This is a genomic window from Pseudomonas sp. NPDC089743 (genome assembly GCF_044748785.1).
Taxonomy (GTDB): domain Bacteria; phylum Pseudomonadota; class Gammaproteobacteria; order Pseudomonadales; family Pseudomonadaceae; genus Aquipseudomonas; species Aquipseudomonas putida_X.
The window spans coordinates 31,472-54,972 of record NZ_JBIVGS010000013.1 but is presented as its reverse complement, the minus strand read 5'-3'; the positions used below and the strand labels follow the sequence as shown (position 1 = coordinate 54,972).

17 protein-coding genes are annotated in these 23,501 nt (G+C 63.1%); 8 read left to right on the top strand and 9 right to left on the bottom strand.

Features of this window, described 5'->3' with window-relative positions; all coding sequences use genetic code 11:
* Positions 1 to 77 precede the first annotated feature (77 nt).
* Complete coding sequence (locus ACIPZC_RS20005) at positions 78 to 338, top strand: DUF1652 domain-containing protein (RefSeq protein WP_241803557.1); 261 nt, start codon at positions 78 to 80, stop codon at positions 336 to 338.
* Here ACIPZC_RS20005 and ACIPZC_RS20000 read toward each other — a convergent pair.
* The 9 genes from ACIPZC_RS20000 to ACIPZC_RS19960 form a co-directional block, all read right to left on the bottom strand.
* Positions 335 to 2,422, bottom strand: coding sequence for a putative bifunctional diguanylate cyclase/phosphodiesterase (locus ACIPZC_RS20000; protein ID WP_400629029.1), 2,088 nt, complete (start codon positions 2,420 to 2,422; stop codon positions 335 to 337). The genes ACIPZC_RS20005 and ACIPZC_RS20000 overlap by 4 nt on opposite strands.
* Positions 2,423 to 2,660: 238 nt before the next feature.
* Positions 2,661 to 4,148 carry an efflux transporter outer membrane subunit gene (locus ACIPZC_RS19995; protein WP_400629028.1) on the bottom strand — a complete coding sequence of 496 codons (1,488 nt, stop codon included), beginning with the start codon at positions 4,146 to 4,148 and terminating at the stop codon, positions 2,661 to 2,663.
* Positions 4,145 to 7,252 carry an efflux RND transporter permease subunit gene (locus ACIPZC_RS19990; protein ID WP_400629026.1) on the bottom strand — a complete coding sequence of 1,036 codons (3,108 nt, stop codon included), beginning with the start codon at positions 7,250 to 7,252 and terminating at the stop codon, positions 4,145 to 4,147. Before ACIPZC_RS19990 ends, ACIPZC_RS19995 begins: the two co-directional genes overlap by 4 nt.
* Positions 7,249 to 10,347, bottom strand: a complete 3,099-nt coding sequence (locus tag ACIPZC_RS19985) for an MdtB/MuxB family multidrug efflux RND transporter permease subunit (protein WP_400629024.1) — start codon at positions 10,345 to 10,347, stop codon at positions 7,249 to 7,251. The genes ACIPZC_RS19990 and ACIPZC_RS19985 overlap by 4 nt, the downstream gene beginning before the upstream one ends.
* On the bottom strand, positions 10,344 to 11,636 hold the full coding sequence (locus tag ACIPZC_RS19980; protein ID WP_400629022.1) for an MdtA/MuxA family multidrug efflux RND transporter periplasmic adaptor subunit: 1,293 nt from the start codon (positions 11,634 to 11,636) through the stop codon (positions 10,344 to 10,346). The genes ACIPZC_RS19985 and ACIPZC_RS19980 overlap by 4 nt, the downstream gene beginning before the upstream one ends.
* A 309-nt stretch (positions 11,637 to 11,945) precedes the next feature.
* A complete protein-coding gene (tpx, locus tag ACIPZC_RS19975; RefSeq protein ID WP_267816216.1) occupies positions 11,946 to 12,446 on the bottom strand; it encodes a thiol peroxidase in 501 nt (166 codons plus the stop codon).
* 168 nt (positions 12,447 to 12,614) lie between these two features.
* Positions 12,615 to 13,892, bottom strand: coding sequence for a serine/threonine transporter (locus ACIPZC_RS19970; RefSeq protein ID WP_400629019.1), 1,278 nt, complete (start codon positions 13,890 to 13,892; stop codon positions 12,615 to 12,617).
* Positions 13,893 to 14,144: 252 nt separating this feature from the next.
* Positions 14,145 to 15,341: an aromatic amino acid transaminase gene (locus ACIPZC_RS19965; protein WP_400629018.1), complete on the bottom strand. Its 1,197-nt coding sequence runs from the start codon at positions 15,339 to 15,341 to the stop codon at positions 14,145 to 14,147.
* 130 nt (positions 15,342 to 15,471) lie between these two features.
* Positions 15,472 to 16,497, bottom strand: a complete 1,026-nt coding sequence (locus ACIPZC_RS19960) for an Ldh family oxidoreductase (RefSeq protein ID WP_400629016.1) — start codon at positions 16,495 to 16,497, stop codon at positions 15,472 to 15,474.
* A gap of 142 nt (positions 16,498 to 16,639) precedes the next feature.
* Here ACIPZC_RS19960 and ACIPZC_RS19955 point away from each other — a divergent pair, with 142 nt between their 5' ends.
* From ACIPZC_RS19955 to ACIPZC_RS19925, 7 genes are all read left to right on the top strand, one after another.
* Entirely contained in the window at positions 16,640 to 17,503 is an 864-nt protein-coding gene (locus ACIPZC_RS19955) for a MurR/RpiR family transcriptional regulator (RefSeq protein WP_241803567.1), read from the top strand.
* Between the two features lie 21 nt (positions 17,504 to 17,524).
* Entirely contained in the window at positions 17,525 to 18,277 is a 753-nt protein-coding gene (locus ACIPZC_RS19950; protein ID WP_267816224.1) for a transporter substrate-binding domain-containing protein, read from the top strand.
* Positions 18,278 to 18,564: 287 nt separating this feature from the next.
* Positions 18,565 to 19,284 carry an ABC transporter permease gene (locus ACIPZC_RS19945; protein ID WP_267816226.1) on the top strand — a complete coding sequence of 240 codons (720 nt, stop codon included), beginning with the start codon at positions 18,565 to 18,567 and terminating at the stop codon, positions 19,282 to 19,284.
* Entirely contained in the window at positions 19,281 to 19,991 is a 711-nt protein-coding gene (locus ACIPZC_RS19940) for an ABC transporter permease (protein ID WP_400629013.1), read from the top strand. The genes ACIPZC_RS19945 and ACIPZC_RS19940 overlap by 4 nt, the downstream gene beginning before the upstream one ends.
* 15 nt (positions 19,992 to 20,006) lie before the next feature.
* Positions 20,007 to 21,251 (top strand): FAD-dependent oxidoreductase, encoded by a 1,245-nt coding sequence (locus ACIPZC_RS19935; RefSeq protein ID WP_400629011.1) that lies wholly within the window; start codon positions 20,007 to 20,009, stop codon positions 21,249 to 21,251.
* Positions 21,252 to 21,273: 22 nt separating this feature from the next.
* Positions 21,274 to 22,056 carry an amino acid ABC transporter ATP-binding protein gene (locus tag ACIPZC_RS19930; protein WP_277818029.1) on the top strand — a complete coding sequence of 261 codons (783 nt, stop codon included), beginning with the start codon at positions 21,274 to 21,276 and terminating at the stop codon, positions 22,054 to 22,056.
* A 414-nt stretch (positions 22,057 to 22,470) separates the two neighbouring features.
* Positions 22,471 to 23,280, top strand: coding sequence for a gamma-glutamyl-gamma-aminobutyrate hydrolase family protein (locus ACIPZC_RS19925; RefSeq protein WP_241803572.1), 810 nt, complete (start codon positions 22,471 to 22,473; stop codon positions 23,278 to 23,280).
* Positions 23,281 to 23,501 lie beyond the last annotated feature (221 nt).

The window sequence follows — 23,501 nt, the reverse complement described above, 5'->3', positions numbered from 1 at the left end:
GTGGGGTGCTATCTTTAGTTTCCCGGCGGCCGCGCGCGGCTCCCCCATCACCCGCCCAGAAGGGCAAGGAGGCTGGCATGAACAAGATGACGTTCCCCAACGCCTGCCAGGTGATGCGCTGGCACTTCCACCCTCTGGGCTTCGAGGCCACCATGGATGCGCCACGCAGCATGATCGCGCGCCTGTTCGACCGTGCCACGGGCGAAACGTTGCTGGCGATCGCCGGCATCCCCTGCACGGCGATCATGGCGGCAGCCGACGTCGAACGCATCATTGAGGCTGTAGAAGCTGAAATGGATGCCTTCGTACCGGTTTTCGCCCTGCGTGACGCCGGCTAGGCGACCGCCTCCGGCGTTTGCTGCAATACCTGCAATGTCCCCATGAACTGCTCGGCCGGCACCGGCTGCCCCAGCAGGTAACCCTGCAGCGAATCACAGCCCAGGCGCGTCAGGAAATCCTGCTGGCCGCCGGTTTCCACCCCTTCGGCAACGATGCGCAAGCCCAACGCCTGGCCCAACGCCACGATGGCCGAGACAATGGCTGCGTCGTCGCTATCCTGCTCAAGGTCGCGGACAAAGCCGCGGTCAATCTTCAGCTCGTTGGCGGGTAAGCGTTTGAGGTACATCAGGCTCGAGTAGCCGGTACCAAAGTCGTCGATGGACAGGTCCACCCCCATGTCGGACAGCCGCTGCAGCACCGCCAGGCTGGCATCGGCATCATGCATGGCAGTGGTTTCGGTGATCTCGAGGGTCAGGCTGTTGGCTGGCAGGTCATTGTCACGCAGGGCGCGGGCAACGCTGTCAACCAGGCCGGCATGACAAAACTGGATCGCGGACAGGTTGACTGCCATGCGCCAGTTTTCATGCCCTTGGTCAAGCCATTGGCGCATCTGCCGGCACGCCTCGTCCAGTACCCATTCGCCAATCGGGATGATCAGGCCGGTTTTTTCCGCCAGGCCAATGAAACGATCCGGCAGCAACAGACCGTGCTGCGGGTGCTGCCAGCGCAACAGGGCCTCTGCGCCGATCGCCTGGCAAGCCCGCGCAGCGAACTTAGGCTGGTAGTGCAGGCGGAACTGGCGTTGCTCCAAAGCCATGCGCAGGTCCTGCAGCAGTTGCAACTGCTGGCGGGCATTGCTGTTCATGGAAATGTCGAAGAAGCTGTAGCCATTCTTGCCGGCGCTCTTGGCGTGATACATGGCAGCATCCGCATTGCGCAGCAACTCCAGCTGGTCTTGCCCATTACCCGGATACAGGGCAATGCCCACGCTCGCCGTCAATTGCAAGTCATGCTCGGCCACGCGGAACGCCCGTGATATCAGGTTCACCTGTTTGACTGCCACATCCATGGCATCTGCAGGCTCCTGCAGTGCCACCAGCAGCACGAATTCATCGCCGCCAATGCGTGCCAGCGTATCCTGGCTGTGCAAGTGGCCGCGCAAGCGTGCGGCCACTGCCTTGAGCAGCAGGTCACCCACATGATGACCAAATGCATCATTGACCGGCTTGAAGCCGTCCAGGTCGATGAACATCAGCGCAAAGCAACCGCCCTGCTCCGCCACCTTGCCGATCGCCTGCTCGATACGGTCGGCAAGCAGCGTGCGGTTGGGCAGGCCAGTCAGCGTGTCATGCAGCGCCAGCTGGGTCAGTTCCTGGTTGGCGAGGGTCAGCGACCGCGCAAGCTCCGCTGTGCGCGCCTCCAGGCGCGCATCGAGTACCGAGGTCAGCAACGCCACTGCGAGCACCGCCAAGGTAGTGATGAGCACCAGATAGACCAGCCCGTCCCCCTGCAACCCGTCTGCCAGGGCGCCGCAGAAACTGCCCTTCTGGAAGTTGGCTGCGGCCATGCCGGTGTAATGCATGCCAACGATGGCAATGCCCATCAGCACAGCCGCCAGCCCTCGGATCTGGCGCACGTAAGGGGTATGCTGGCGCAGCCGGAAAGCGATCCACAGTGCCGCCGCCGATGCGCCCACTGCGATCGCCAGCGAGGCGCCGAACAGCGTCGGATCGTAGTCGATGCCGGGTAACATACGCAGCGCTGCCATGCCGGTGTAATGCATGCAACTGATGCCGGCGCCCATGATAAGCGCGCCAAACGCCAGTTGCAGCCACGGCAGGCTCGGTTGGCTCACCAGCCACAAGGCAAACCCCGAGGAGAGCACGGCGATCAACAATGAGAATGCTGTCAGGCCAACGTCATAGCCCAGATCGATCGGCAGGCTGAAGGCGAGCATGCCGATGAAGTGCATCGACCAGACGCCGATCCCCATCGCCAACGCCCCACCGCCCATCCAGATGAGCACCGCCCTGCCTCGAGCGGTAGCGATGCGGCCGGTAAGGTCCAGGGCGGTATAGGAGGCCAGGATGGCCACGCACAGTGAGATCAGCACCAGCGAAGAAGAGTAACTACCGGTCAGCATTGAGAGTTCCAGCGGCGGGACAAGGGGGGCCCGAAAAAGCTGACGATTGTACTCAAGCTTTGGCGAAACGCACGGGATTTCTAGACACGAAAATGGATCCAAAAATTACCCGAACAGGCCGTTAGGCCTGCCGTAGAGCGCTCGGATCAGCCAATGACATTAAAGTGCCATCTGTCGGCTTCCCACTCTCCACAAGGCGCACATTAAAACAGACCAAAGGCTTGGCTCAGGCCTGCCTTCACTCCTGCTCGGCAAACGCTTGCTCGGCATCCCAGCCCCCGCCCAGCGCAGCGATCAGCTGCACGCTGGCCACCAGCCGCCCCTGCAACAGGTTCAACACGCTGCGCTCGTTGCTCAGTGCCGTAGTCTGGACATTGACGACATCCAGATAACCGATCAGCCCGGCCCTGTACTGGTTGTCGGTCAGGCGCAACGATTCACGCGCGGCATCCAGAGCTTCCTGGCGCACGACCGCCTCGTCGCTGTAAACCTTTAGCTGTACCAGGTAATTCTCGACTTCCTTGAAGCCGTCGAGCACGGTCTGGCGGTACTGCGCCACGGTCTGGTCGTATACCGCGACCGTGCGATCAACCTCCGCGCTGCGCTTGCCGGCATCAAAGAGTGTCAGTGCCAGTTGCGGCCCTACCGACCAGTAACGGTTGGGCAACTGTATCCAGTCATTGAAGGTACTGCTGGAATAGCCACCACTCATGCTCAGGCTCAAGTCCGGGAAATACGCCGCCCGTGCCACGCCGATGCTGGCGTTGGCAGCCATCACGTTGCGTTCGGCCGAAGCGATGTCCGGGCGACGTTCCAGCAGTTGCGACGGCAGGCTCACCGGAATCTGCGGCAACGCCGGGATGCTGTCGCTGTCGGCGAGGGCAAACTCCGCTGGGGCCTTGCCCAGCAACACGGCAATGGCGTTTTCGAACTGTGCTCGCTGCCAGGCCAGGTCTATCAGGTCAGCTTGGGTGGTCTTGAGCTGGGTGCGGGCCTGGGCCACGGCGTCGGGGCCGGAGACGCCTGCACGGTACTGGTTTTCGGTCATGCGCAACGACCGCTCATACGTCGCGACGGTGGCTTCCAGAAGGCGCTTCTGCTCATCGATCACGCGCAACTGCAGGTAGTTCTGTACCAGTTCAGACTGCTGGCTTAGGCGGATTGCGGCAAGGTCGGCGAAGCTTGCTTGGGCACTGGCTTCGTTGGCGTTCATGGTCTCACGCAACTTGCCCCAGAGGTCGATTTCCCAGCTCACGCCAAGCTGCGCGTTGTAAGTGTTGCGAATACCGCTGCTGTTGTTGGACAGGCTGGAGCTCGAACTGCCGGTACCTTGGGCCGAGCGATTCTTGCTGGTTGTCAGGTTCAGGCTTGGGAACAACGATGCACGGCTGCTGCGCACCAGCGCTTGGGCCTGGCGGTACTGGGCTTCGGCCTGAGCCACACTCTGGTTGCTGCGGTTGAGCTCCTCGACCAAGGCGTTGAGCCCGGGGTCACCATAGATTTCCCACCAGGCGCCACGGGCGATGGCATCGGACGGGTTGGCCTGGGTCCAGCCCTCGGCCTGCTTGAACTGCGCCGGCGTGCTCAGCTCTGGGCGATGGTAGTCCGGGCTCAGGGTACAAGCGCTCAGCAGTGCTACGCACAAACCGGCACCGACCAGGCGCGAACCACGCCCGCAGGTCAGCAGTTGCAGGGCACGGTGGAGTGGAGAATGGGCAAAGTTCATAGCGGGGTATCCAGAGCGGCATCGGTGCGCACGCCGCGCCAATGGTTGAATCGGTGGCGCAGGCGGTCGAGGTACAGGTACACCACCGGCGTCGTATACAGGGTTAAGACTTGGCTGAAGACCAGGCCGCCGATGATCGTAAGCCCCAGCGGCTGGCGCATTTCCGCGCCCTCGGCGCGGCTGAGCAGCAAGGGCAAAGCGCCTAGCATGGCCGCCAGCGTGGTCATCAGGATCGGCCGCAGGCGCAGCAGGCAGGCACGGCGGATCGACTCTTCAGGCGTCAGGCCCTGTTGGCGCTCCAGTTGCAGCGCCAGGTCGATCATCAGAATGGCGTTTTTCTTCACCACGCCAATCAGCAGGAACAGCCCCAGCAGCGAGATCAGGCTGAACTCGCCCCCGGTGACGTAAAGCGCAAGCAAGGCCCCCACGCCAGCTGAGGGCAAGGTGGAGAGGATGGTCAGCGGGTGAATGTAGCTCTCATAGAGTATGCCCAGTACCAGATACACCAGCACCAATGCGCCAAGGATCATGAACGGCTGGCCTTCCTGGGTCCTGGCGAAGGCATCTGCGGTGCCACCCAGCTTGGCAATCACCTCCTCGGGCAGACCGAGCTTGGCCACCGCCCGCTCCACTGCGGCCATTGCCTGGTCGGGGCTGTAGCCTTCGGCAATGTCGAAGGCGATGTCTTCGGCAGCGAACTGGCCCTCATGGCTGACCCGGTCGTTCGCCAGGCTGTTCTCGTAATGGGCGATGGTCGACAACGGCACGCGCGCCCCGTCGCTGGTGATCACCTGCACCTGCTCCAGGCTGCTCGGGTCCCAGGCGTATTTCGGGTTGATCTCAAGCACCACCTGGTACTGGTTGAGGCTGTCGTAGATGGTCGAGATCTGCCGTTGACTGTAGGCGTTGTTCAGTACGGTGGTGACCATGTCCATGTCGATGCCCAGGCGCTTGGCCTGGTCGCGATCGACCACCAGGGTCACCTGCTGGGTACCAGAACCGTCGCGGGCGTCGATGGCGGTCAGTTCGGGCAGCGCGCGCATGGCTGCGACCACCTTGGGGAACCATTGGCGCAACGCTGCCAGGTCGCCGCTCTGCAAGGTGTACAGGTACTGCGACGAAGTCTGGTCACGGCCACCGCCACCCAGCTGCAGGTCCTGATCAGCCATCAGGAACAGCCGACCGCCAGGTACCTTGGGCATTTCCTTGCGCAAACGCTCGATGACCTGCTGCGCATCGATCTTGCGCTCGCTGATCGGTTTCAAACGCACCAGCACCATGGCGTTGTTGGTACCACTGTTGCCGCCAATGAACCCGGCGACACTCTGCACGGCCGGGTCGGCCAGCAAGGCACGGCGGTAGATTTCCATCTTCGGCTGCATCACGGTGAACGACAGCCCGTCGTCACCGCGGATGAAGCCCATCAGCTGCCCGGTGTCCTGCTGCGGGATCAACGTTTTCGGCACCACCACATACAGCACGATGTTCAGGCCGATGGTCGCCAGCAGGCTGATCAAGGTCAGGCGCTTGTGGCGAAGGGCCCAACCCAGGCTGCGATCGTAGCCTTCGACCATGCGCTTGTGCAGGTTATCGCTCCAGCGCTGCAGACGCGACTGGTCGGCGCGGTGGGGCTTGAGCCAGCGGGCACAGAGCATCGGGGTCAGGGTCAGCGACACCACCAGCGAGACGATGATCGCCGCCGCCAGCGTAATCGAGAATTCCTGGAACAGGCTGCGCACGATGCCGCCCATGAACAGGATCGAAACGAACACCGCTACCAGCGAGACGTTCATCGATAGCAAGGTAAAGCCGACTTCCTTGGCGCCGAGGAACGCCGCACGCATCGGCGGCTGGCCGTCCTCGATATGCCGCGAAATGTTCTCCAGCACCACGATGGCATCGTCCACCACCAGGCCTGTGGCGAGGATCAACGCCATCAGCGACAGGTTGTTCAGCGAAAAACCGCACAGGTACATCACCGCGAAGGTACCCACCAGCGATACCGGGACCGCCAGGCTGGGGATCAACGAGGCGCGCAGGCTGCCAAGGAACAGGTAGACCACGAGGATGACCAGCCCCACGGCGATCAGCAGCGTGTGTTCGGCTTCCTCGAGGGTGGCCTTGATGACCGGCGAACGGTCCATGGCCACGTTCAACTGCACGCTGGCCGGCAGCAGCGACTGCAGGGCCGGCAACTGCGCGTGGATCTGGTCGACGGTCTCGATGATGTTGGCGCCGATCTGACGGTTGATCACCAACAGCACGGCACTCTGATCGTTGAAAAAGCCGCTGTTGTAGCGGTTCTCGACGCCGTCGGTGATGGTCGCCACGTCGGACAGGCGCAGGATCGTACCGTTCTCCTGCCGGATCACGATCGGTTCATAATCCTTGGCTTTTTCCAGCTGATCATTGGCCCGCACCTGCCAGCTGCGCTCGCTGTCTTCGACATAACCCATCGGCCGGCGCTGGTTGGCGTTGGCTACCGCAGTGCGCACATCGTCCAGGGCCAGGCTGTACTGGTTGAGCAGTTGCGGCTCGACGGAAATGCGCACAGCCGGCAACGAACTGCCGCCGATCTGTACTTCCCCTACCCCACTGACCTGAGCCAGGCTCTGCGACAGTATGGTGTCAGCCAGATCGTACAGCTGGCCCTTCTGCAACACGTCCGAGGTCAGCGACAGCACCATGATCGGCGCCTGCGACGGGTTGAGTTTCTTGTAGGTCGGCATGCTGCGCATGCCGCTGGGTAGCAGGTTGCGCGTGGCGTTGATCGCCGCTTGAACCTCGCGCGCGGCACCGTCGATGTCCCGCCCTTGCTCGAAGCCGATGATCACCCGGGTCGAGCCCTGGTTGGAGCTACTGGTCAGGGTGGTGACACCGGCGATACTGCCAAGCTTGCGCTCCAGCGGCGTGGCGACGGTGGAGGCCATAACCTCAGGGCTGGCGCCAGGCAGGTTAGCCTGCACCACGATCACCGGGAAGTCGATCTGTGGCAACGGCGAAACCGGCAGCAGGCCGAAACTGACGCCACCGAGCAGCATGATCGCCAGGCTCAGCAGCATGGTTGCCACAGGCCGGCGAATGAACGGGCCGGACAGGTTCATGCTTCGGCCTGCTTCGCGTCAGTGGCCGGGCGCCAGCGACGTGCCAGGCGGTCGAAGTACAGGTAGATGACCGGCGTTGTGAACAGGGTCAGCACCTGGCTGACCAGCAAGCCGCCGACCATGACCAGGCCCAGCGGCTGGCGCAGCTCGGCGCCCGAACCTGTGGCCAGCATCAGCGGTATTGCGCCGAACAGCGCGGCCAGGGTGGTCATCAGGATCGGCCTGAAGCGCAGCAGCGCAGCCTGGTAGATGGCGTCATGCGGGCTCATGCCTTGGTTGCGCTCGGCCTCGAGGGCGAAGTCGATCATCATGATCGCGTTCTTCTTGACGATGCCGATGAGCAGGATGATGCCAATGATGGCGATCATGCCCAGGTCGTTGCCGCTGAGGATCAACGCCAGCAAGGCGCCGACCGCCGCCGACGGCAAGGTCGAAAGGATGGTGATCGGGTGAATGTAGCTCTCGTACAGCACGCCGAGCACGATATACATGGTCACCACGGCGGCAAGGATCAGCAGCAAGGTGCTCGACAGCGACGCCTGGAAGGCCTCGGCAGCCCCCTGGAAGCGGGTCTGCACCCCGATAGGCATGCCGATTTCCTGCTGTACCTGCTCGATCACCTTGACCGCTTCGCCCAGAGAAGCGCCGTGGGCCAGGTTGAACGACATCATCACAGCCGGGAACTGGCCGATGTGTGAAATCGCCAGTTGCGCCTGGCGCTGCTCGATGCGCGCGAGGGCCGACAGGCGCACCTGCCCCCCGTCACTGGCTTTGACATGGATCGACTCCAACGCCTGCGGCCCGATGCTTGCTGCATCACGCGACTGCAGCACCACCCGGTACTGGCTGGCCTGGGTATAGATGGTCGAGATCTGCCGCTGACCGAAGGCGTCATACAGGGCGTTGGTGATTTGCGACACATCGATGCCCAGGCGGCTGGCCATGTCACGGTCGATCACCAGGTACACCTGCAGCCCCTTGTCCTGCAGGTCGCTGGCCACGTCCTGCAGTTCCGGGCGCTGTTGCAGCGCAGTGACCAGCTTGGCGCTCCACTGCGCGAGCAGGTCAGCATCGGGCGAAGACAAGCTGAACTGGTACTGGGTGCGGCTGACACGATCCTCGATGCTCAGGTCTTGCACCGGCTGCATGAACAGGCGGATGCCGACCAGCTTGTCGAGCTGAGGCTGCAAGCGGCTGATCACCTCGCCGGCCGTCACGTCGCGTTCGCCATGGGGCTTGAGGTTGATCAGCAGACGCCCACTGTTGAGGGTGGCGTTGTCACCGTCCACACCGATGTAGGACGACAGGCTCTGCACGGCCGGGTCCCGCAGGATGATCGCGCTCAGCGACTGTTGGCGTTCACTCATGGCGGTGAACGAGGTGGACTGCGGCGCTTCGGAGATACCCTGGATCACCCCGGTGTCCTGCACCGGGAAGAAGCCCTTGGGCACCACCATGTACAGGAAAACGGTCAGCGCCAGGCTTGCGACCGCCACCAGCAAGGTCAGCGGCTGGTGCCGGAGCACCCATTGCAGGCCACGGCCATAGTGTTCGATCAGCCAGTCGATCCACGCACCACTGGCGCGGTAGAAACGGCCTTGCTCCTCTTCCTTGGGTTCACGCTTGAGCAGCCGTGCGCACATCATGGGTGTCAGGGTCAGCGAGACCACCAGGGAAATCAGGATAGCCACCGCCAGCGTGATGGCGAATTCGCGGAACAGCCGGCCCACTACATCGGCCATGAACAGCAGCGGGATGAGCACGGCAATCAGCGAAAAGGTCAGGGAGATCAGGGTGAAACCGATCTGCCGCGCGCCCTTGAGCGCAGCCTGCAGGGGCGTCTCGCCCTCCTCGATGTGCCGCGAGATGTTCTCCAGCATGACGATGGCGTCATCGACCACAAAACCGGTGGCGATGGTCAAGGCCATCAGGGTCAGGTTGTTGATCGAGAAGCCGGCCAGGTACATCACGCCGAAGGTGCCGATCAATGACAGCGGCACGGCAATCGACGGGATGATGGTGGCACTGACGCGGCGCAGGAAGACAAACGTCACCATCACCACCAGGACGATGGCGATCAGCAGTTCGTGCTGCACATCCTTGACCGCGGCGCGGATGGTCTGGGTGCGGTCGGTCAGCACCGACACCTCGAGCCCGGCTGGCAGGTTGTCGGTGATGGACGGCAGCAGGTCCTTGATGCGATCGACCACCTCGATGACATTCGCACCGGGCTGGCGCTGGATGTTCAGCAGTACCGCCTGGCTCTGGTTGGCCCATGCTGCGAGGCGTTCGTTCTCGGCCCCGTCGACGATTTCGGCGACGTCCTTGAGGCGCAGCGGCGCACCGTTGTTGTACGCCAGGATCAGGTTGGCGTACTCCTCGGGGGAGCGCAGCTGGTCATTGGCATCGAGCATCGACACCCGGGTCGGGCCATCGAAGTTGCCTTTGGGCTGATTGACGTTGGAGGCACCGACCAGGGTACGCACGTCTTCAAGGTTCAGGCCATTGGCGGCCAACGCATCGACGTTGACCTTGATGCGCACGGCCTGGCGCTGGCCACCGGCGATGCTGACCATGCCCACGCCGCTGATCTGCGCTAGCTTCTGTGCTACACGGGTATCGACCAGGTCGTTGAGCTTGGGCAACGGCATGGTCTTGCTGGAAATGGCCAGGGTCAACACCGGGGTATCGGCAGGGTTGACCTTGTTGTACACCGGAGGGGCCGGCAGGTCGCTGGGCAACAGGTTGCTGGCGGCGTTGATCGCAGCCTGTACCTGTTGCTCGGCGACGTCCATGTTCATGTCCAGGCTGAAGCGCAGGGTCAGCACCGAGGCACCGCCAGAGCTGGTCGATGCCATCTGGGTCAGGCCCGGCATCTGGCCGAACTGGCGCTCGAGCGGCGCCGTGACGGCACTGGTCATCACCTGCGGGCTGGCGCCCGGATACAGGGTCATGACCCGGATGGTCGGGTAATCGACCTGCGGCAAGGCCGAAACCGGCAGCAGCGTGTACGCGATCAGGCCGGCCAGCACGATGGCCAGCATGCTCAGCGTGGTGGCGACCGGGCGAAGGATGAACAGGCGCGACAGGTTCATGCGCCCGCCTTGCCTGCCGCTTCGCTGGTCTGGGCCGAGCCTTTGCCGTCCTGCCCCTGCAGGTGCTGGCCGGGCGTGGCCGGTACCTGCGAGCTGTCCTCAACCACGTCGACCTTGGAGCCCTCGCGCAGACGGTCGGTGCCCTCGAGCACCAGGCGGTCACCCGCCTTCAGGCCTTCGAGGATGACACTGTTCTCACCGTCACTGGGGCCAACCTTGAGCTTGCGCACATTCACCGTGTTGTCAGCCGTAACGACATAGGCGAAGGTGCCGTCATTGCCGAACTGGATGGCCGCCGCCGGGGCCATGACGACCTGCTTGAGGGTGTCGGCCAACAGGCGCACGTTGACGAACTGGTTGGGGAACAGCGCCATGTCCTTGTTCTCGAAACGGCCTTTGAACTTCAGGGTGCCGGTGGTGATGTCTATCTGGTTGTCGATGCTGGCCAGCACACCCGTGGACTGCAGTTTGCTGTCGCCACGGTCCCAGGCCTCGACCGGCAGGCTTGCACCGCTGCGATACCGCTCCAGAACCGTGGTCAGCTCGGTTTCCGGCAAGGTGAACGCGACGCTGATCGGTTCGGTCTGGGTGATGACCACCAGTGCGGTGGTGTCATTGGCCGCCACCAGGTTGCCCAGGTCGAGCTGACGCAGGCCCACCCGGCCACTGATCGGCGCGCGGATCTGGGTGAATTCGAGGTTCAGGCGGGCATCGTTGACCTGAGCCTGGTTGGTTTTGACAAGCCCCTGGAACTGCGCCACCTGGGCTTGGGCCGTATCGAGTGTCTGCTTGGCGATGCTGTCCTCGGCGTACAGGCCTTTATACCGCGCCAGGTCGACCTGGGCGTTCTTGAGCTGTGCCTGGTTCTGCGCCAGCGTACCTTCGGCCTGCTGCAGCGCGATGCGGTAGGAGCGCGGGTCGATCTCGGCGAGCAAGTCGCCAGCCTTGACCTGCTGGCCCTCCTTGAAGTGGATTTTCACCAGCTCACCGGCAACGCGGCTCCGTACGTTGACGGTGTTGGTCGCGGTGACCGTGCCAAGCGCCTTGTAGTAGAGCGGGAAGTCGCCCAGCCGTGCAGGTTCCACGCGCACGGGCACTGCCTCTGTGGAGCCCCCGAAACCGGGGCGCCCCATGCCGATGCCCATCCCTTTGCCCGGCCGCCCGCCGCCCGGTTCATGTTGGCCAGGCGTTGCAGCGGGCCACAACCACCAGGCCAGCAAGGCCACCAGCAGCAGGATCAGCAGGCCAACCAGCCAGCGACGAGGGGATCGGGAGACGGAAACTTGCATGGGTTGAACGAACCTTGTTCGGAATGACGACTGGGGAAGGTGAACGATAAGCACTGGCACTCTTTTAGCAAAGGCCCTTTACCAGAGGTTTACCTTTGCCTGACGTTGCCAAGAGTTTGAACTTTAAATGAAAACGGCCCGGAGTGTGTTCCGGGCCGTTACAGGGTGTTGCTTGGAAAGGCAAGGCGCTGGAGAGTTCCGCAGCCGGAGCCGGGAACATGGCCTGCCCCAGGCTCAATGCCAGGCAGCGATGGGCCGCGTCAGCAGCCCTGACAAGCCCCACTGACTGGCATCAGCCCTATACCCTCCTTACTTCAATACCGCCAGGGCCGCGTCGTAGTTCGGCTCGTCAGCGATTTCGCCAACCAGCTCGCTGTGCAGCACCTTGTCGTTTTCGTCCAGCACCACCACGGCACGCGCAGCCAGGCCAGCCAGCGGGCCGTCAGCGATGGCCACACCGTAGTTTTCGAGGAACTCGCGACCACGCAGGGTCGACAGGTTCTTCACGTTCTCCAGGCCTTCAGCGCCGCAGAAGCGCGCCTGGGCGAACGGCAGGTCGGCGGAGATGCACAGCACCACGGTGTTGGCCACATCGTTGGCCTGGGCGTTGAACTTGCGGACCGAGGTGGCGCAGGTCGGGGTGTCGACGCTTGGGAAGATGTTCAGCACCTTGCGCTTGCCGGCGAAGTCCTTCAGCGACTTGTCGGCCAGGCCTTCACCTACCAAGGAAAAGGCGGGAGCCTGGGCGCCGGCCTGCGGCAGCTCGCCGTTGACCTGAACCGGGTTGCCTTTGAGAGTCACTTGAGCCATGGACGAAATCCTTATGCGGGGTTTGAAAAGGACACTGAGTTAAGCATGAAGGCGCCCGGGTGCCTATGGGGTTCGATGAAATTGTTCTATTGCCTGACAGTTTTTGTGGACAAAAAAATGTCCGGGTTGCACCAGGCAGCCCGGACATTGATCAGCGCGAAGGACGGGTCAGCCCAGCAGGCCGTACACCACGGACGTCAGCGCGACCAGGCCAACCACCACAACGAAGACGTTGGACAGCGCGCCACTGTACTTGTGCATCGACGGCACGCGGCGGATCGCGTACATCGGCATCAGGAACAGCAGCACGGCGATGATCGGGCCACCCAGCGACTCGATCATGCCCAGGATGCTCGGGTTCAGGGTGGCGACGATCCAGCACACCACCAGCATCAGCGCGGCGACCACACGGTCCAGCACCTTGGCGCCCGGGCGTGCGCCGGTCTTGGCGATGATGCCCTTCAGGCCCTCGCTGGCACCGATGTAGTGCCCCAGGAACGACTTGGCGATGGCGACGAAGGCGATCAGCGGCGCGGCGAAAGCGATCGTCGGGTTACTGAAGTGGTTGGCCAGGTAAGACAGAATCGACAGGTTCTGCGCTTTGGCTTCAGCCAATTGAGCGCTGTCGAGGGTCAGTACGCAGCTGAACACGAAGAACAGCACCATGGCCACCATCAGCAGGTGCGCGCGGGCCAGGATCTGGCCGCTGCGCTCGTCAGCGTGGTCGCCATACCGGCGCTTCTGGTCCACGGCAAAGGCCGAGATGATCGGCGAGTGGTTGAACGAGAACACCATCACCGGGATCGCCAGCCACACGGTGTGCAGGAAAGCCGAGCCCGATGGCAACTGAGAAGCGCTGTCGAGGATCCCCCCGGTCCAGTGCGGAACCAGGTAAAGGCCCAGCAGCGCCAGGGCGACGATGAACGGGTACACCAGCAGGCTCATGACTTTCACCGTGGCCTGCTCACCGCAGCGTACGATGGCCAGAAGACCGAGGATCAGCACGAACGACAACAACGCCCGCGGCGGCGGGGTCATGTGCAACTGGTGCTCCATGAAGCTGGCGACGGTGTTGGTCAGCGCCACGCTGTAGATGAGCAGGATCGGGAAGATGGCGAAAAAGTACAGCACGGTGATCAATGCACCGGCCTTGATGCCGAAATGCTCTTGCACCACGTCCGTGATGTCACCGTCACCGCGCCCGGACAGTACGAACCGGGTCAGGCCGCGGTGGGCGAAATAGGTCATCGGGAAGGCCAGTGCGGCGAGAATCAGCAGCGGCCAGAAACCACCGAGGCCAGCATTGATCGGCAGGAACAAGGTGCCTGCGCCGATGGCGGTGCCAAACAGCCCCAGCATCCAGGTAGTGTCATGACGGGACCAGCTGCCAAGGGCAGCCGGGGTCGATTCGAAGCGTTGATCAACGCTTGGGGCCTGCTCGTTCATTCCGGGTGCAACTCCACTCGCAAGACTGCAACAGGGCTGGGAATGGCGAAACAGAGGCCTCGCACCCCCCAACCAGAAAAGAGGGGCGCGATTGTGCACTGAAACCGTGCGGATGCGAAGCCCCGCCCGAGGGACGGTTGCACTTGTCTTTACAAGCGGGTTGCACTATGAGGTCACCTTGGGGCGCTGTCGCGCCACAAGGCCGCTCCTGCGGGCGCTCGCGAGGCCTTGCAGGAGCGGTATGGCGCAGTGTTACTGCTGAACGGCAGCGAACGCTTCGGCAACCCGTTGCAGGTTGGCAGGGCGCAGGCCGGACATGCACACCCGGCCGCTGTCGATCAGGTACACCCCGAACTCGTCGCGCAGGCGACGGACCTGCTCGACGCTGAAACCGGTGTAGCTGAACATCCCACGTTGGCGCAGGAAGAACTGGAAGTCCTGGCCTGGCAGCAACACGGCCAGCGCATCGACCAGCGCCTGGCGCATATCGAGGATGCGCTTGCGCATCACCTCGACTTCAGCGGCCCACTGCGCGTTCAGCGCTGCATCGCCGAGCACGCCAGCCACCAGCTGAGCACCGAAGTTGGGCGGGCTGGAGTAGTTGCGCCGTACAGTCGCCTTGAGCTGGCCAAGCACGCTTTGGGTGGTGTCTTCATCGTCGCAGACGACCGACAGGCCCCCTACCCGCTCACCGTACAGCGAGAAGATCTTCGAGAACGAGTTGCTGACCAGGCAAGGTACGCCGGCCCGGGCCATTTCGCGGATGGCGTACGCGTCTTCCACCAGCCCCTCGCCGAAGCCCTGGTAGGCGATGTCGAGGAACGGGATCAACTGGCGCGCCTTGACCACTTCCACCACCTGCTGCCACTGGTGCTGGGTAAGATCGGCACCGGTGGGGTTATGGCAGCACGGATGCAGCAGCACGACACTGTTGCCAGGCAAAGTCTGCAAAGTCGCCAGCATGCCGTCGAAGTCCACGCCACGGCTGGCCTGGTCGAAGTACGGATAGCTGTGCACCTTGAACCCTGCACCTTCGAAGATGGCGCGGTGGTTGTCCCAGGTCGGGTTGCTGACCCAGACTTCGGAGGCCGGGAAGTAACGCTTGAGGAAATCGGCGCCGACCTTGAGCGCGCCAGAGCCGCCGACGGTCTGCACGGTCGCCACGCGCTTGCCGGTCACGGCTGGGTGATCGGCACCGAACAGCAGCGCCTGGATCGCCTGGCGGTAACTGGCCAGGCCTTCCATCGGCAGGTACAGCGAGGCCTCGTGGGCCACGCCGGCGATGCGTTTTTCAACGGCATCCACTGCTTCGAGCTGCGGCACCACGCCGGCCTCATCGTAATAAAGGCCGATACTCAGGTTGACCTTGTCGGCGCGCGGGTCGGCCTTGAAGGTTTCCATCAACGAGAGGATCGGGTCGCCGGCATAGGCATCGACATGTTTGAACACAGCGTGCAGCTCCTTGGATCAGGACAGTTCGGAAAGGCTCAGGTGAGGATACCCGGAGTCGGCGGGCAGGAACATCACCTATTGTGCAAGGTTGTCTATGCAAGATTGCACAGCGCTCATTTGCGGCATGTCAGCCCGCCAGCGTCTTGAGCGCCTGCAGCTCACGCTCAGTCACCGCCACCCCTTCACGCTGGGCAATTTCCCGCTCCCGGTAGCGCCGCTCGCCCGGCATGCGCGACACCCCCACGGCCTGCATCTGCTCGACCAGCGCCCGGCTGCGTTGCGCAAACCGCTCGCCTTCTGCCTTGCTCGGGTCGATGACGATGATCAGCTGCCCGGTCCACGGTGTTTTCGCCCCAGGGTGGCTCGCCCAGTCGAATTCCCAGGAGAAATGCCCCCCAGTCAGCGCCGCCGCCAGTAGCTCGACCATCATCGACAATGCAGAGCCCTTGTGCCCGCCGAAGGGCAGCAGCGCACCGCCCTCCAGAATGGCCGTGGGGTCGGTGGTCGGCTGGCCGTCGGCGTCCACGCCCATGCCCTCCGGCAACGGTTGGCCGGCCCGCGCAGCGATCTGCACGTCCCCGTGGGCCATGGCGCTGGTGGCCATGTCAAAGACGATAGGGTCATGCCCCGCGCACGGCGCGGCAAAGGCAATCGGGTTGGTGCCGAACAACGGCTTGTGGGCACCGTGTGGCACCACACAGGTCATGCTGTTGACCACGCTCAGTGCCACCAGCCCCTCATCGGCAAACGGCTCCACATCGGGCCACAGCGCTGCGAAATGGTGTGAGTTGTGAATCGCCAGTACCGCAATACCGGCGCTGCGGGCCTTTTCGACCAGCAGTGCACGCGCCGCGGCCAGGGCCGGCTGGGCAAAGCCACCGCCAGCGTCGACCCGAACGAAACCCGCCGCGACGTCGACCACCTGGGGTATCGCACCGCCATTCACCCAGCCGCTGGCCAGGGTCGAGACATAGCCAGGCACACGAAACACCCCGTGACTGTGGGCACCATCACGCTGTGCGCTGGCGCAATTGTGGGCGAGGACGTCGGCCACCGCCGCACTGCAGCCGTGACGCTGGAAGATCGCTTGCAACAACCCCTGCAGTTCGGCGAATGGCATGCGCACGGCGGGGTGGGTGGAAGGTGCAGACATCTGAAGCTCCTTTCTTGGAATTGGAATGGCGACAGCGTGGGCAACGACAAAAACTTTCCGGCATGTGACAGCTATCTGTCAAATATTGACGGAATGACAGAAAACATTCATCTTCTGCTCACGCCTCGCCGGGAGCAACAGCATGAGCCAACCGATCAGACAACGCCTGGAACACAGCCTGCAAGCCGCGACTGCTTCTGGCCACAAGATCGCCAGCTACATGCTCGCCAATCTCCATGAGCTGCCGTTCCAGACCTCGGCCAGCATTGCCGCCAAGCTCGGCGTCAGCGAATCCAGTGTCGGGCGTTTCTGCCGCTCCCTCGGTTATGCCCATCTCAAGGCGCTCAAGCAAGACCTTCAGAGCGACCTGGGTGATGGCCCATGGCTGGTGGGCGACCGCCTGCAGGAATACCGCCAGCAGCACGACGACAACACCCGCGCAGGCAGCCTTGAACTGGAAATTGCCGCGCTGGTACGGGTGCATGAATACAGCCGCAGCGAACCCTGGCACACAGCCGCGCAGCGCTTGGCAGACAGGCCGCGGGTATTCATTGCCGGTTTCCAGACCGAGCGTGGTGTGGCCCAGTGCATGGCCCACCTGCTGCACTACCTGCGCGACGGCGTTCAGGTGGTCGACGGCAGCGCCGGGCACTTTGGCGAGGTGCTGCTCGGGCGCCCGGAAAACAGCGCGTTGGTGGTGTTCGAGGCGCGCCGCTATTCCCGCCATGCCCTGCTGTTGTGCCAGAAGGCCCGCCAGGCGGGCATACCGGTCACGCTGGTGACCGATACCTTCTGCGACTGGGCCGACGCCAATGCCGACGAGGTCTTCCGCATCCCCACCGAATTCAACCTGTTCTGGGAGTCCACCTCGGCCATGCTGTCGTGGGTGCACCTCATGGTCAACGAGGTCTGCAAGAAGCTCGGGCCTGATGTTGAAAAACGCTTGGAAGCGACTGCCGCTCTACATAACGAATTCGTCGGCTACACGACGGGAAAACAACAATAGCAAGAGTGCAAGAGGTGCGAGATGAACAAGACCATGGCTATGGTGGGTGCATGTGCCCTGCTGCTGGCGGCTAACGCCAGCGCCGAAACCCTGCGCTTCGCCACCGAGGGGGCCTACCCGCCCTTCAACTATGTGGATGCCGACAACCAATTGCATGGTTTCGACATCGACATCACCCACGCCCTGTGCGAGCAGATGAAAGTCGAATGCACCCTGGTGGCTCAGGACTGGGAAGGCATCATCCCGGCCTTGATGGCACGCAAGTACGATGCGGTGGTGGCCTCGATGATCGATACCCAGGAGCGGCGCAAGAAAATCGCCTTCACCGACCACTACTACCGTACCCCGCTGACCGTTGCCGTGGCCAAGGACAGCAAGATCAGTGATGCGCAGACCACCTTCGAAGGCTACACCGTGGGCGCCCAGTCGTCCTCGACCCAGGCGATCTATGCCGAAGATGTGTATGGCAAGGCGGGAGCTGACGTGAAGCTCTACCCCACCATGGACGAGGCCAATGCCGACCTCGCCGCCGGCCGCCTGGACGGGGTGATCGCCGACAAGTTTCCGCTGCATGAGTGGATGAACAAGAACGGTCAGGATTGCTGCAAGGTGTTGGGTGACGTAGCCGGGACCAAGGCCGATGCCGCCATCGCCGTGCGCAAGGACGATGAAGCACTGCGCCAGCGCCTGAATACGGCATTGGCGCAAATCGTCGCCAACGGTACCTACCAGAAAATCGCCAGCAAGTACTTCGACTTCGATATCTACAACTGACTGTCAGGGCCCCATCGCCGGCAAGCCGGCTCCGACAGATTCGCGGCTGTGGCCCATCGGTGGCGCCCGACTTACCACCGTCCTCCAAGGCTGTCAGGTATCGGTGAGGCAGGCTTGCCACCGGCCTCCAAGGCTGTCAGGTATCGGTGGGTCAGGCTTGCCACCGTCCTCCAAGGCTGTCAGGTATCGGTGGGGCAGGCTTGCCACCAGCCCCAAGGGCGATGAGGTATCGGTGGGAGCCGGCTTGCCGGCGATGGGGCCCGGCCAGTCAACACAAGGGATATGCCATGCTCGAACAATTGTCCTTGCTGTCCTTCGCCAGTGGTGGCTGGGGCCAGGCGCTGCTGGCCGGCGCTCTGGTGACCGTGTCACTGGCCCTCGCCTGCCTGCCCATCGGCTTGCCTCTAGGGCTTGCCGTAGCCCTGGCGGCGCGCTCACGCAAGCGCCTGGTGCGCGCCTGGTCCACCACGTTCTCCACCGTGTTCCGCGGCCTGCCCGAACTGCTGACCCTGCTGATCATCTATTACGGTTGCCAGATCGCCGCCCAACAACTGCTGGCCGCCATGGGCTATCAAGGTGAGTTCCTGATCAATACCTTCCTGGCAGCGATGATCGCTTTCAGCCTGGTGTTCGCCGCCTTTTCCAGCGAAATCTGGCTGGCCGCTTTCAAGACCCTGCCCAAAGGCCAGCTTGAAGCCTGTGCGGCCCTGGGCCTGGGCAAGCGCACCGCATTCTTCAAGGTGGTACTGCCACAACTGACGCGCATCGCCCTGCCGGGGCTCTCCAACAACTGGCTGTCGTTGCTCAAGGACACCTCGCTGGTCTCGACCATCTCGCTGGTCGACCTGATGCGCCAGACCAACCTTGCGGTCAGCGTGACCAAAGAACCGATGTTCTTCTACGGGGTGGCCTGCCTGGGTTACCTGCTGTTCTCGGCCCTGTCGGGACGGGTATTCGCCTACATCGAACGGCGCAGCAACCGCCACCTGCAAGGAGCACGCGCATGAATGCCGAACAATGGCTGAGCCTGGTACTGGACCCTGACCTGCTGGAGCGCTACGGCCCACGGTTCATCGACGGGCTGCTGGTAACGGCCAAACTGGTGGCGATTTCCTTTACCCTCGGCGCCGTGCTCGGCCTGCTGCTGGCCCTGGCCCGGATGTCGCGCAAACTGCTGCTGCAACGCCTGGCGGCCGGCTACATCTATTTCTTCCGTGGCTCCCCCCTGCTGGCCCAGCTGTTTCTGCTGTACTACGGGCTTGGTTCGCTGAAGGGCTTCTGGCAGGACCTTGGCCTCTGGTGGTTCTTCCGCGAAGCCTGGTTCTGCACCCTGCTGGCCTTCACCCTGAACACTGCCGCCTACCAGGCCGAAATCTTCCGCGGCAGCCTGATGGCAGTGGCCCCGGGGCAGTACGAAGCGGCCAGGGCTTTGAACCTCAAACGCGCCACCACCTTCTTCAAGGTCATCTTGCCGCAATCCTTGCTGGTGGCCATCGGCCCGCTGGGCAACGAACTGATTCTGATGATCAAGGCCAGCGCCATCGCCTCGCTGGTGACTATCTACGACCTGATGGGCGTGACCAAATTGGCGTTTTCGCGCAGCTTCGACTTCCAGATCTACCTGTGGGCCGCCGTCCTCTATCTGGTGATCGTCGAACTGGTGCGGCGCCTGCTCAAACACCTGGAGGCCCGCCTGGGCCGCCACCTGAATTGACCGAAGGATACAATCATGCATTGCCAGACCCTTGTCCTGGGCGCCGGTATCGTCGGCGTCAGCACCGCGCTGCATCTGCAGGCCCGCGGGCGCCAGGTGATCCTGATCGACCGCGATGAACCCGGATGCGGCACCAGCCATGGCAACGCCGGGCTGATCGAACGCTCCAGCGTCATCCCCTATGCCTTCCCCCGCCAATTCGCAGCCCTGCTGCGCTATGGCCTGAACCGCCAGCCGGACGTGCGCTACAGCCTGCTGCACCTGCCCAAGGCCGCGCCCTGGTTGCTGCGCTATTGGCGGCAGTCGGCACCGGGGCGGCTGGCCGAGGCCGCAGCCGACATGCTGCCGCTGGTCCAACGCTGCGTCGATGAACATGACGCCCTGATTGCCGCCGCGGGGCTCGAAAGCCTGGTTCAGGCCAAGGGCTGGATCGAGGTGTACCGCGACCCGGCACTGTTCGAGCAGGCCAAGGCCGAGGTCAAGGGCCTTGCACGCTACGGCCTGCATTATGAACTGCTTGAACGTGAGCAACTGCAGGCACGCGAGCACCAGCTCGACAGCGCCGTCGTTGGCGGCATCCATTGGCTCGACCCCAAGACCGTGAACAACCCCGGCGCCCTCACCCGTGGTTATGCTGCGCTATTCGTTCAGCGTGGCGGGCAGTTCCTGCATGGCGATGCGCGCAGCCTGCGCCAGGTCGGCAGCCAATGGCGGGTCGAAAGCCAGCGTGGGCCGGTCACGGCCGACGAAGTGGTGGCGTGCCTTGGGCCACAGTCGGCAGACCTTTATGAGCGCCTGGGCTATACGATCCCGATGGGTATCAAACGCGGCTACCACATGCATTACGGCACCCATAACGGCGCGCAGTTGCACCACGCGATCTGCGATACCCAGGGCGGCTACGTGCTGGCGCCGATGGCCGCCGGCATACGCCTGACCACCGGCATCGAGTTCGCTGCCAGCAGCGCCCCGGGAAACGAAATTCAGCTCAAGCGCTGCGAAGCGCTCGCGCGCGCGCTGTTCCCGGCCCTGGGTGAGCGCCTGGATGACGCCCCGTGGCTGGGCCGGCGACCCTGCCTGCCGGACATGCGCCCGGTGATCGGCCCGGCGCCGCGGCACAAGGGCCTGTGGTTCAACTTCGGCCACGCCCACCACGGCCTGACGCTGGGACCCGTCACTGGCCGCTTGGTGGCTGAACTGCTCACGGGCGAGCGCCCTTTCACCGACCCTGCGCCTTACAGCGCGGCACGTTTCGACTGACACCACGCGGGAGAACAACAACATGACCGCCCCTTTGAGCGTTGCCAGCCTTGCCCCTGAACACGACCCACGCCCGGTGCTGATCCGCATAGAGGGCCTGAACAAGCACTATGGCGCGTTCCATGTGCTGCGCGACATCGACCTGCAGGTGCGCGAAGGTGAGCGCATCGTGCTGTGCGGCCCTTCCGGCTCCGGCAAGTCCACCTTGATCCGGTGCATCAACCGCCTGGAGATTGCCGAACAAGGCAGCATCCAGGTAGCCGGCACCGATCTGGCCGCCAACACGCGCCAGGCCGCCCAGGTACGCAGCGACATCGGCATGGTGTTCCAGCACTTCAACCTGTTTGCGCACATGAGCGTGCTCGACAACTGCCTGCTGGCCCCCACCAGCGTGCGCGGCCTGTCTCGCAAGGACGCCGAGGAGCGTGCACGGATGTATCTGCGCAAGGTCGGCATCGAAAACCAGGCGCACAAATACCCCAGCCAACTGTCCGGCGGCCAGCAGCAACGAGTGGCCATCGCCCGTGCCTTGTGCATGAAACCGCGGATCATGCTGTTCGACGAGCCAACCTCGGCGCTGGACCCGGAAATGGTCGCTGAAGTGCTGGATGTGCTGGTACAACTGGCGGGTACCGGCATGACCATGCTCTGTGTCACCCATGAAATGGGCTTTGCCAGGCAGGTTGCCGAGCGGGTGCTGTTCCTTGAAGGGGGGCAGATCATCGAAGACAGCCCGCCGCAGGTGTTCTTCAACCAGCCGCGCACGGCACGGGCCAACAGTTTTCTGGCACAGATCCTTCATTGAGGCCACTGGCCCTTTAGTCGGCATGCCAGCCCCCACTGTGGAAATGAGCGCTTTCAAGATCAGCGCCCTACCTGTGGGAGTCGGCTTGCCGGCGATAAGGCCAGCAAACACGGCACAAAGCCCCTTTATTGCACGGCTGCAATGACCCAACTGCGTCGTTAAATATAATTGACCCAACCCCCTGTCAAACCCTTGCCGCCTGAGGCTCGCAAGGCTTTTAGCCCCCGAATTCAGGCGCTTTAGCCCATTTCAGTCGTTTGACATATCGAACGGCTCTGGCAAGCTATCTACAAGCCCCGACCGGCATCGTCGCCTCTGACGAGCCGGCAGTGCTCGGGGCTTCAGGTAGCACACCAGGCCCCGCGCCGTGCACCTGCACAACAACGGCAGGTCGAACCTGTCATAAGGTGACATATGTCCAACAGCAACATTGGCAACAAGCAACCTTCCCTGCGCAAACCCGTCGTCCTGATGACCATGGGCAGCCAAGAGCGCAAAGGCCATGACTACCAAGTCATGACCCACAAATACATCACCCCGCTGGTCGATTTCGCCGATTGCGTCCCGGTGTTGGTGCCCACCTGCTGTGGCGTCGATGACCTGGAGACCTATCTGGACATGGCCGACGGCGTCTACCTGACCGGTGCCGGCAGCAACATCGAGCCGAGCCTGTATGGCCAGGAAAACCAGACCCCAGGCAAAGGCCAGGACGTCAACCGCGACCTGTTCGATATTCCGCTGGTCAAGGCAGCGCTCAAGCGCGGCCTGCCCATCTTCGGTATCTGCCGTGGCATGCAGGAAATCAACGTCGCCCTGGGCGGCGACATTTACCAGAAGGTTTACGCCGAACCCGGCTTCAACGACCACCGGGAAAACCCGGAAGACCCGGTCGAGGTGCAATACGCTCAGGTGCATGGTGTGAAGATCAAGGCTGGCAGCTGGCTGCACGACGCCCTTGGCACCGACGAGATCCGCGTCAACTCGCTGCACGGCCAAGGCCTGCGTAACCTGGGTACCGGCATCGAGCCGATCGCCCATGCCGAAGATGGCCTGGTCGAAGCGATTCACGGCCCGAGCATTTCGCCCTTCCTGTTCGCCGTCCAGTGGCACCCGGAGTGGCAAGCGGCGAAGAATCCTGATTCGATCAAGATCTTCCGCGCCTTCGGCGAGGCCTGCCGCGCACAGGTGCGCAAATCCCAGAACAAGCGCCAACAGGCCGCCTGACCCTCAGCTTCGTTAGTTTTGATCGCGGGGCGGCGCAAGGTCGCCCCCGCTTCCCCGGTCACCCTCTGCTGGTCCCAGAACACTTCCCGTGGCTGCGGGCGGCGGGCTTGCGCCTGTCTCCGCGATCCTTTTTACCCCGCCAACCTAGAGATACGATGACTGTTTAGATAGTCGTCGTCAGACTTCCCGCGCCCTCGCCTCCAGTGCAGCCCGCGTGGCGG

Bases quoted from the DNA above. Each gene is read 5' to 3' on its own strand.
- ACIPZC_RS20005 (WP_241803557.1), top strand. From the start codon at position 78: ATGAACAAGATGACGTTCCCCAACGCCTGCCAGGTGATGCGCTGGCAC.
- ACIPZC_RS20000 (WP_400629029.1), bottom strand. From the start codon at position 2,422: ATGCTGACCGGTAGTTACTCTTCTTCGCTGGTGCTGATCTCACTGTGC.
- ACIPZC_RS19995 (WP_400629028.1), bottom strand. From the start codon at position 4,148: ATGAACTTTGCCCATTCTCCACTCCACCGTGCCCTGCAACTGCTGACC.
- ACIPZC_RS19990 (WP_400629026.1), bottom strand. From the start codon at position 7,252: ATGAACCTGTCCGGCCCGTTCATTCGCCGGCCTGTGGCAACCATGCTG.
- ACIPZC_RS19985 (WP_400629024.1), bottom strand. From the start codon at position 10,347: ATGAACCTGTCGCGCCTGTTCATCCTTCGCCCGGTCGCCACCACGCTG.
- ACIPZC_RS19980 (WP_400629022.1), bottom strand. From the start codon at position 11,636: ATGCAAGTTTCCGTCTCCCGATCCCCTCGTCGCTGGCTGGTTGGCCTG.
- tpx (WP_267816216.1), bottom strand. From the start codon at position 12,446: ATGGCTCAAGTGACTCTCAAAGGCAACCCGGTTCAGGTCAACGGCGAG.
- ACIPZC_RS19970 (WP_400629019.1), bottom strand. From the start codon at position 13,892: ATGAACGAGCAGGCCCCAAGCGTTGATCAACGCTTCGAATCGACCCCG.
- ACIPZC_RS19960 (WP_400629016.1), bottom strand. From the start codon at position 16,497: ATGTCTGCACCTTCCACCCACCCCGCCGTGCGCATGCCATTCGCCGAA.
- ACIPZC_RS19955 (WP_241803567.1), top strand. From the start codon at position 16,640: ATGAGCCAACCGATCAGACAACGCCTGGAACACAGCCTGCAAGCCGCG.
- ACIPZC_RS19950 (WP_267816224.1), top strand. From the start codon at position 17,525: ATGAACAAGACCATGGCTATGGTGGGTGCATGTGCCCTGCTGCTGGCG.
- ACIPZC_RS19945 (WP_267816226.1), top strand. From the start codon at position 18,565: ATGCTCGAACAATTGTCCTTGCTGTCCTTCGCCAGTGGTGGCTGGGGC.
- ACIPZC_RS19940 (WP_400629013.1), top strand. From the start codon at position 19,281: ATGAATGCCGAACAATGGCTGAGCCTGGTACTGGACCCTGACCTGCTG.
- ACIPZC_RS19935 (WP_400629011.1), top strand. From the start codon at position 20,007: ATGCATTGCCAGACCCTTGTCCTGGGCGCCGGTATCGTCGGCGTCAGC.
- ACIPZC_RS19930 (WP_277818029.1), top strand. From the start codon at position 21,274: ATGACCGCCCCTTTGAGCGTTGCCAGCCTTGCCCCTGAACACGACCCA.
- ACIPZC_RS19925 (WP_241803572.1), top strand. From the start codon at position 22,471: ATGTCCAACAGCAACATTGGCAACAAGCAACCTTCCCTGCGCAAACCC.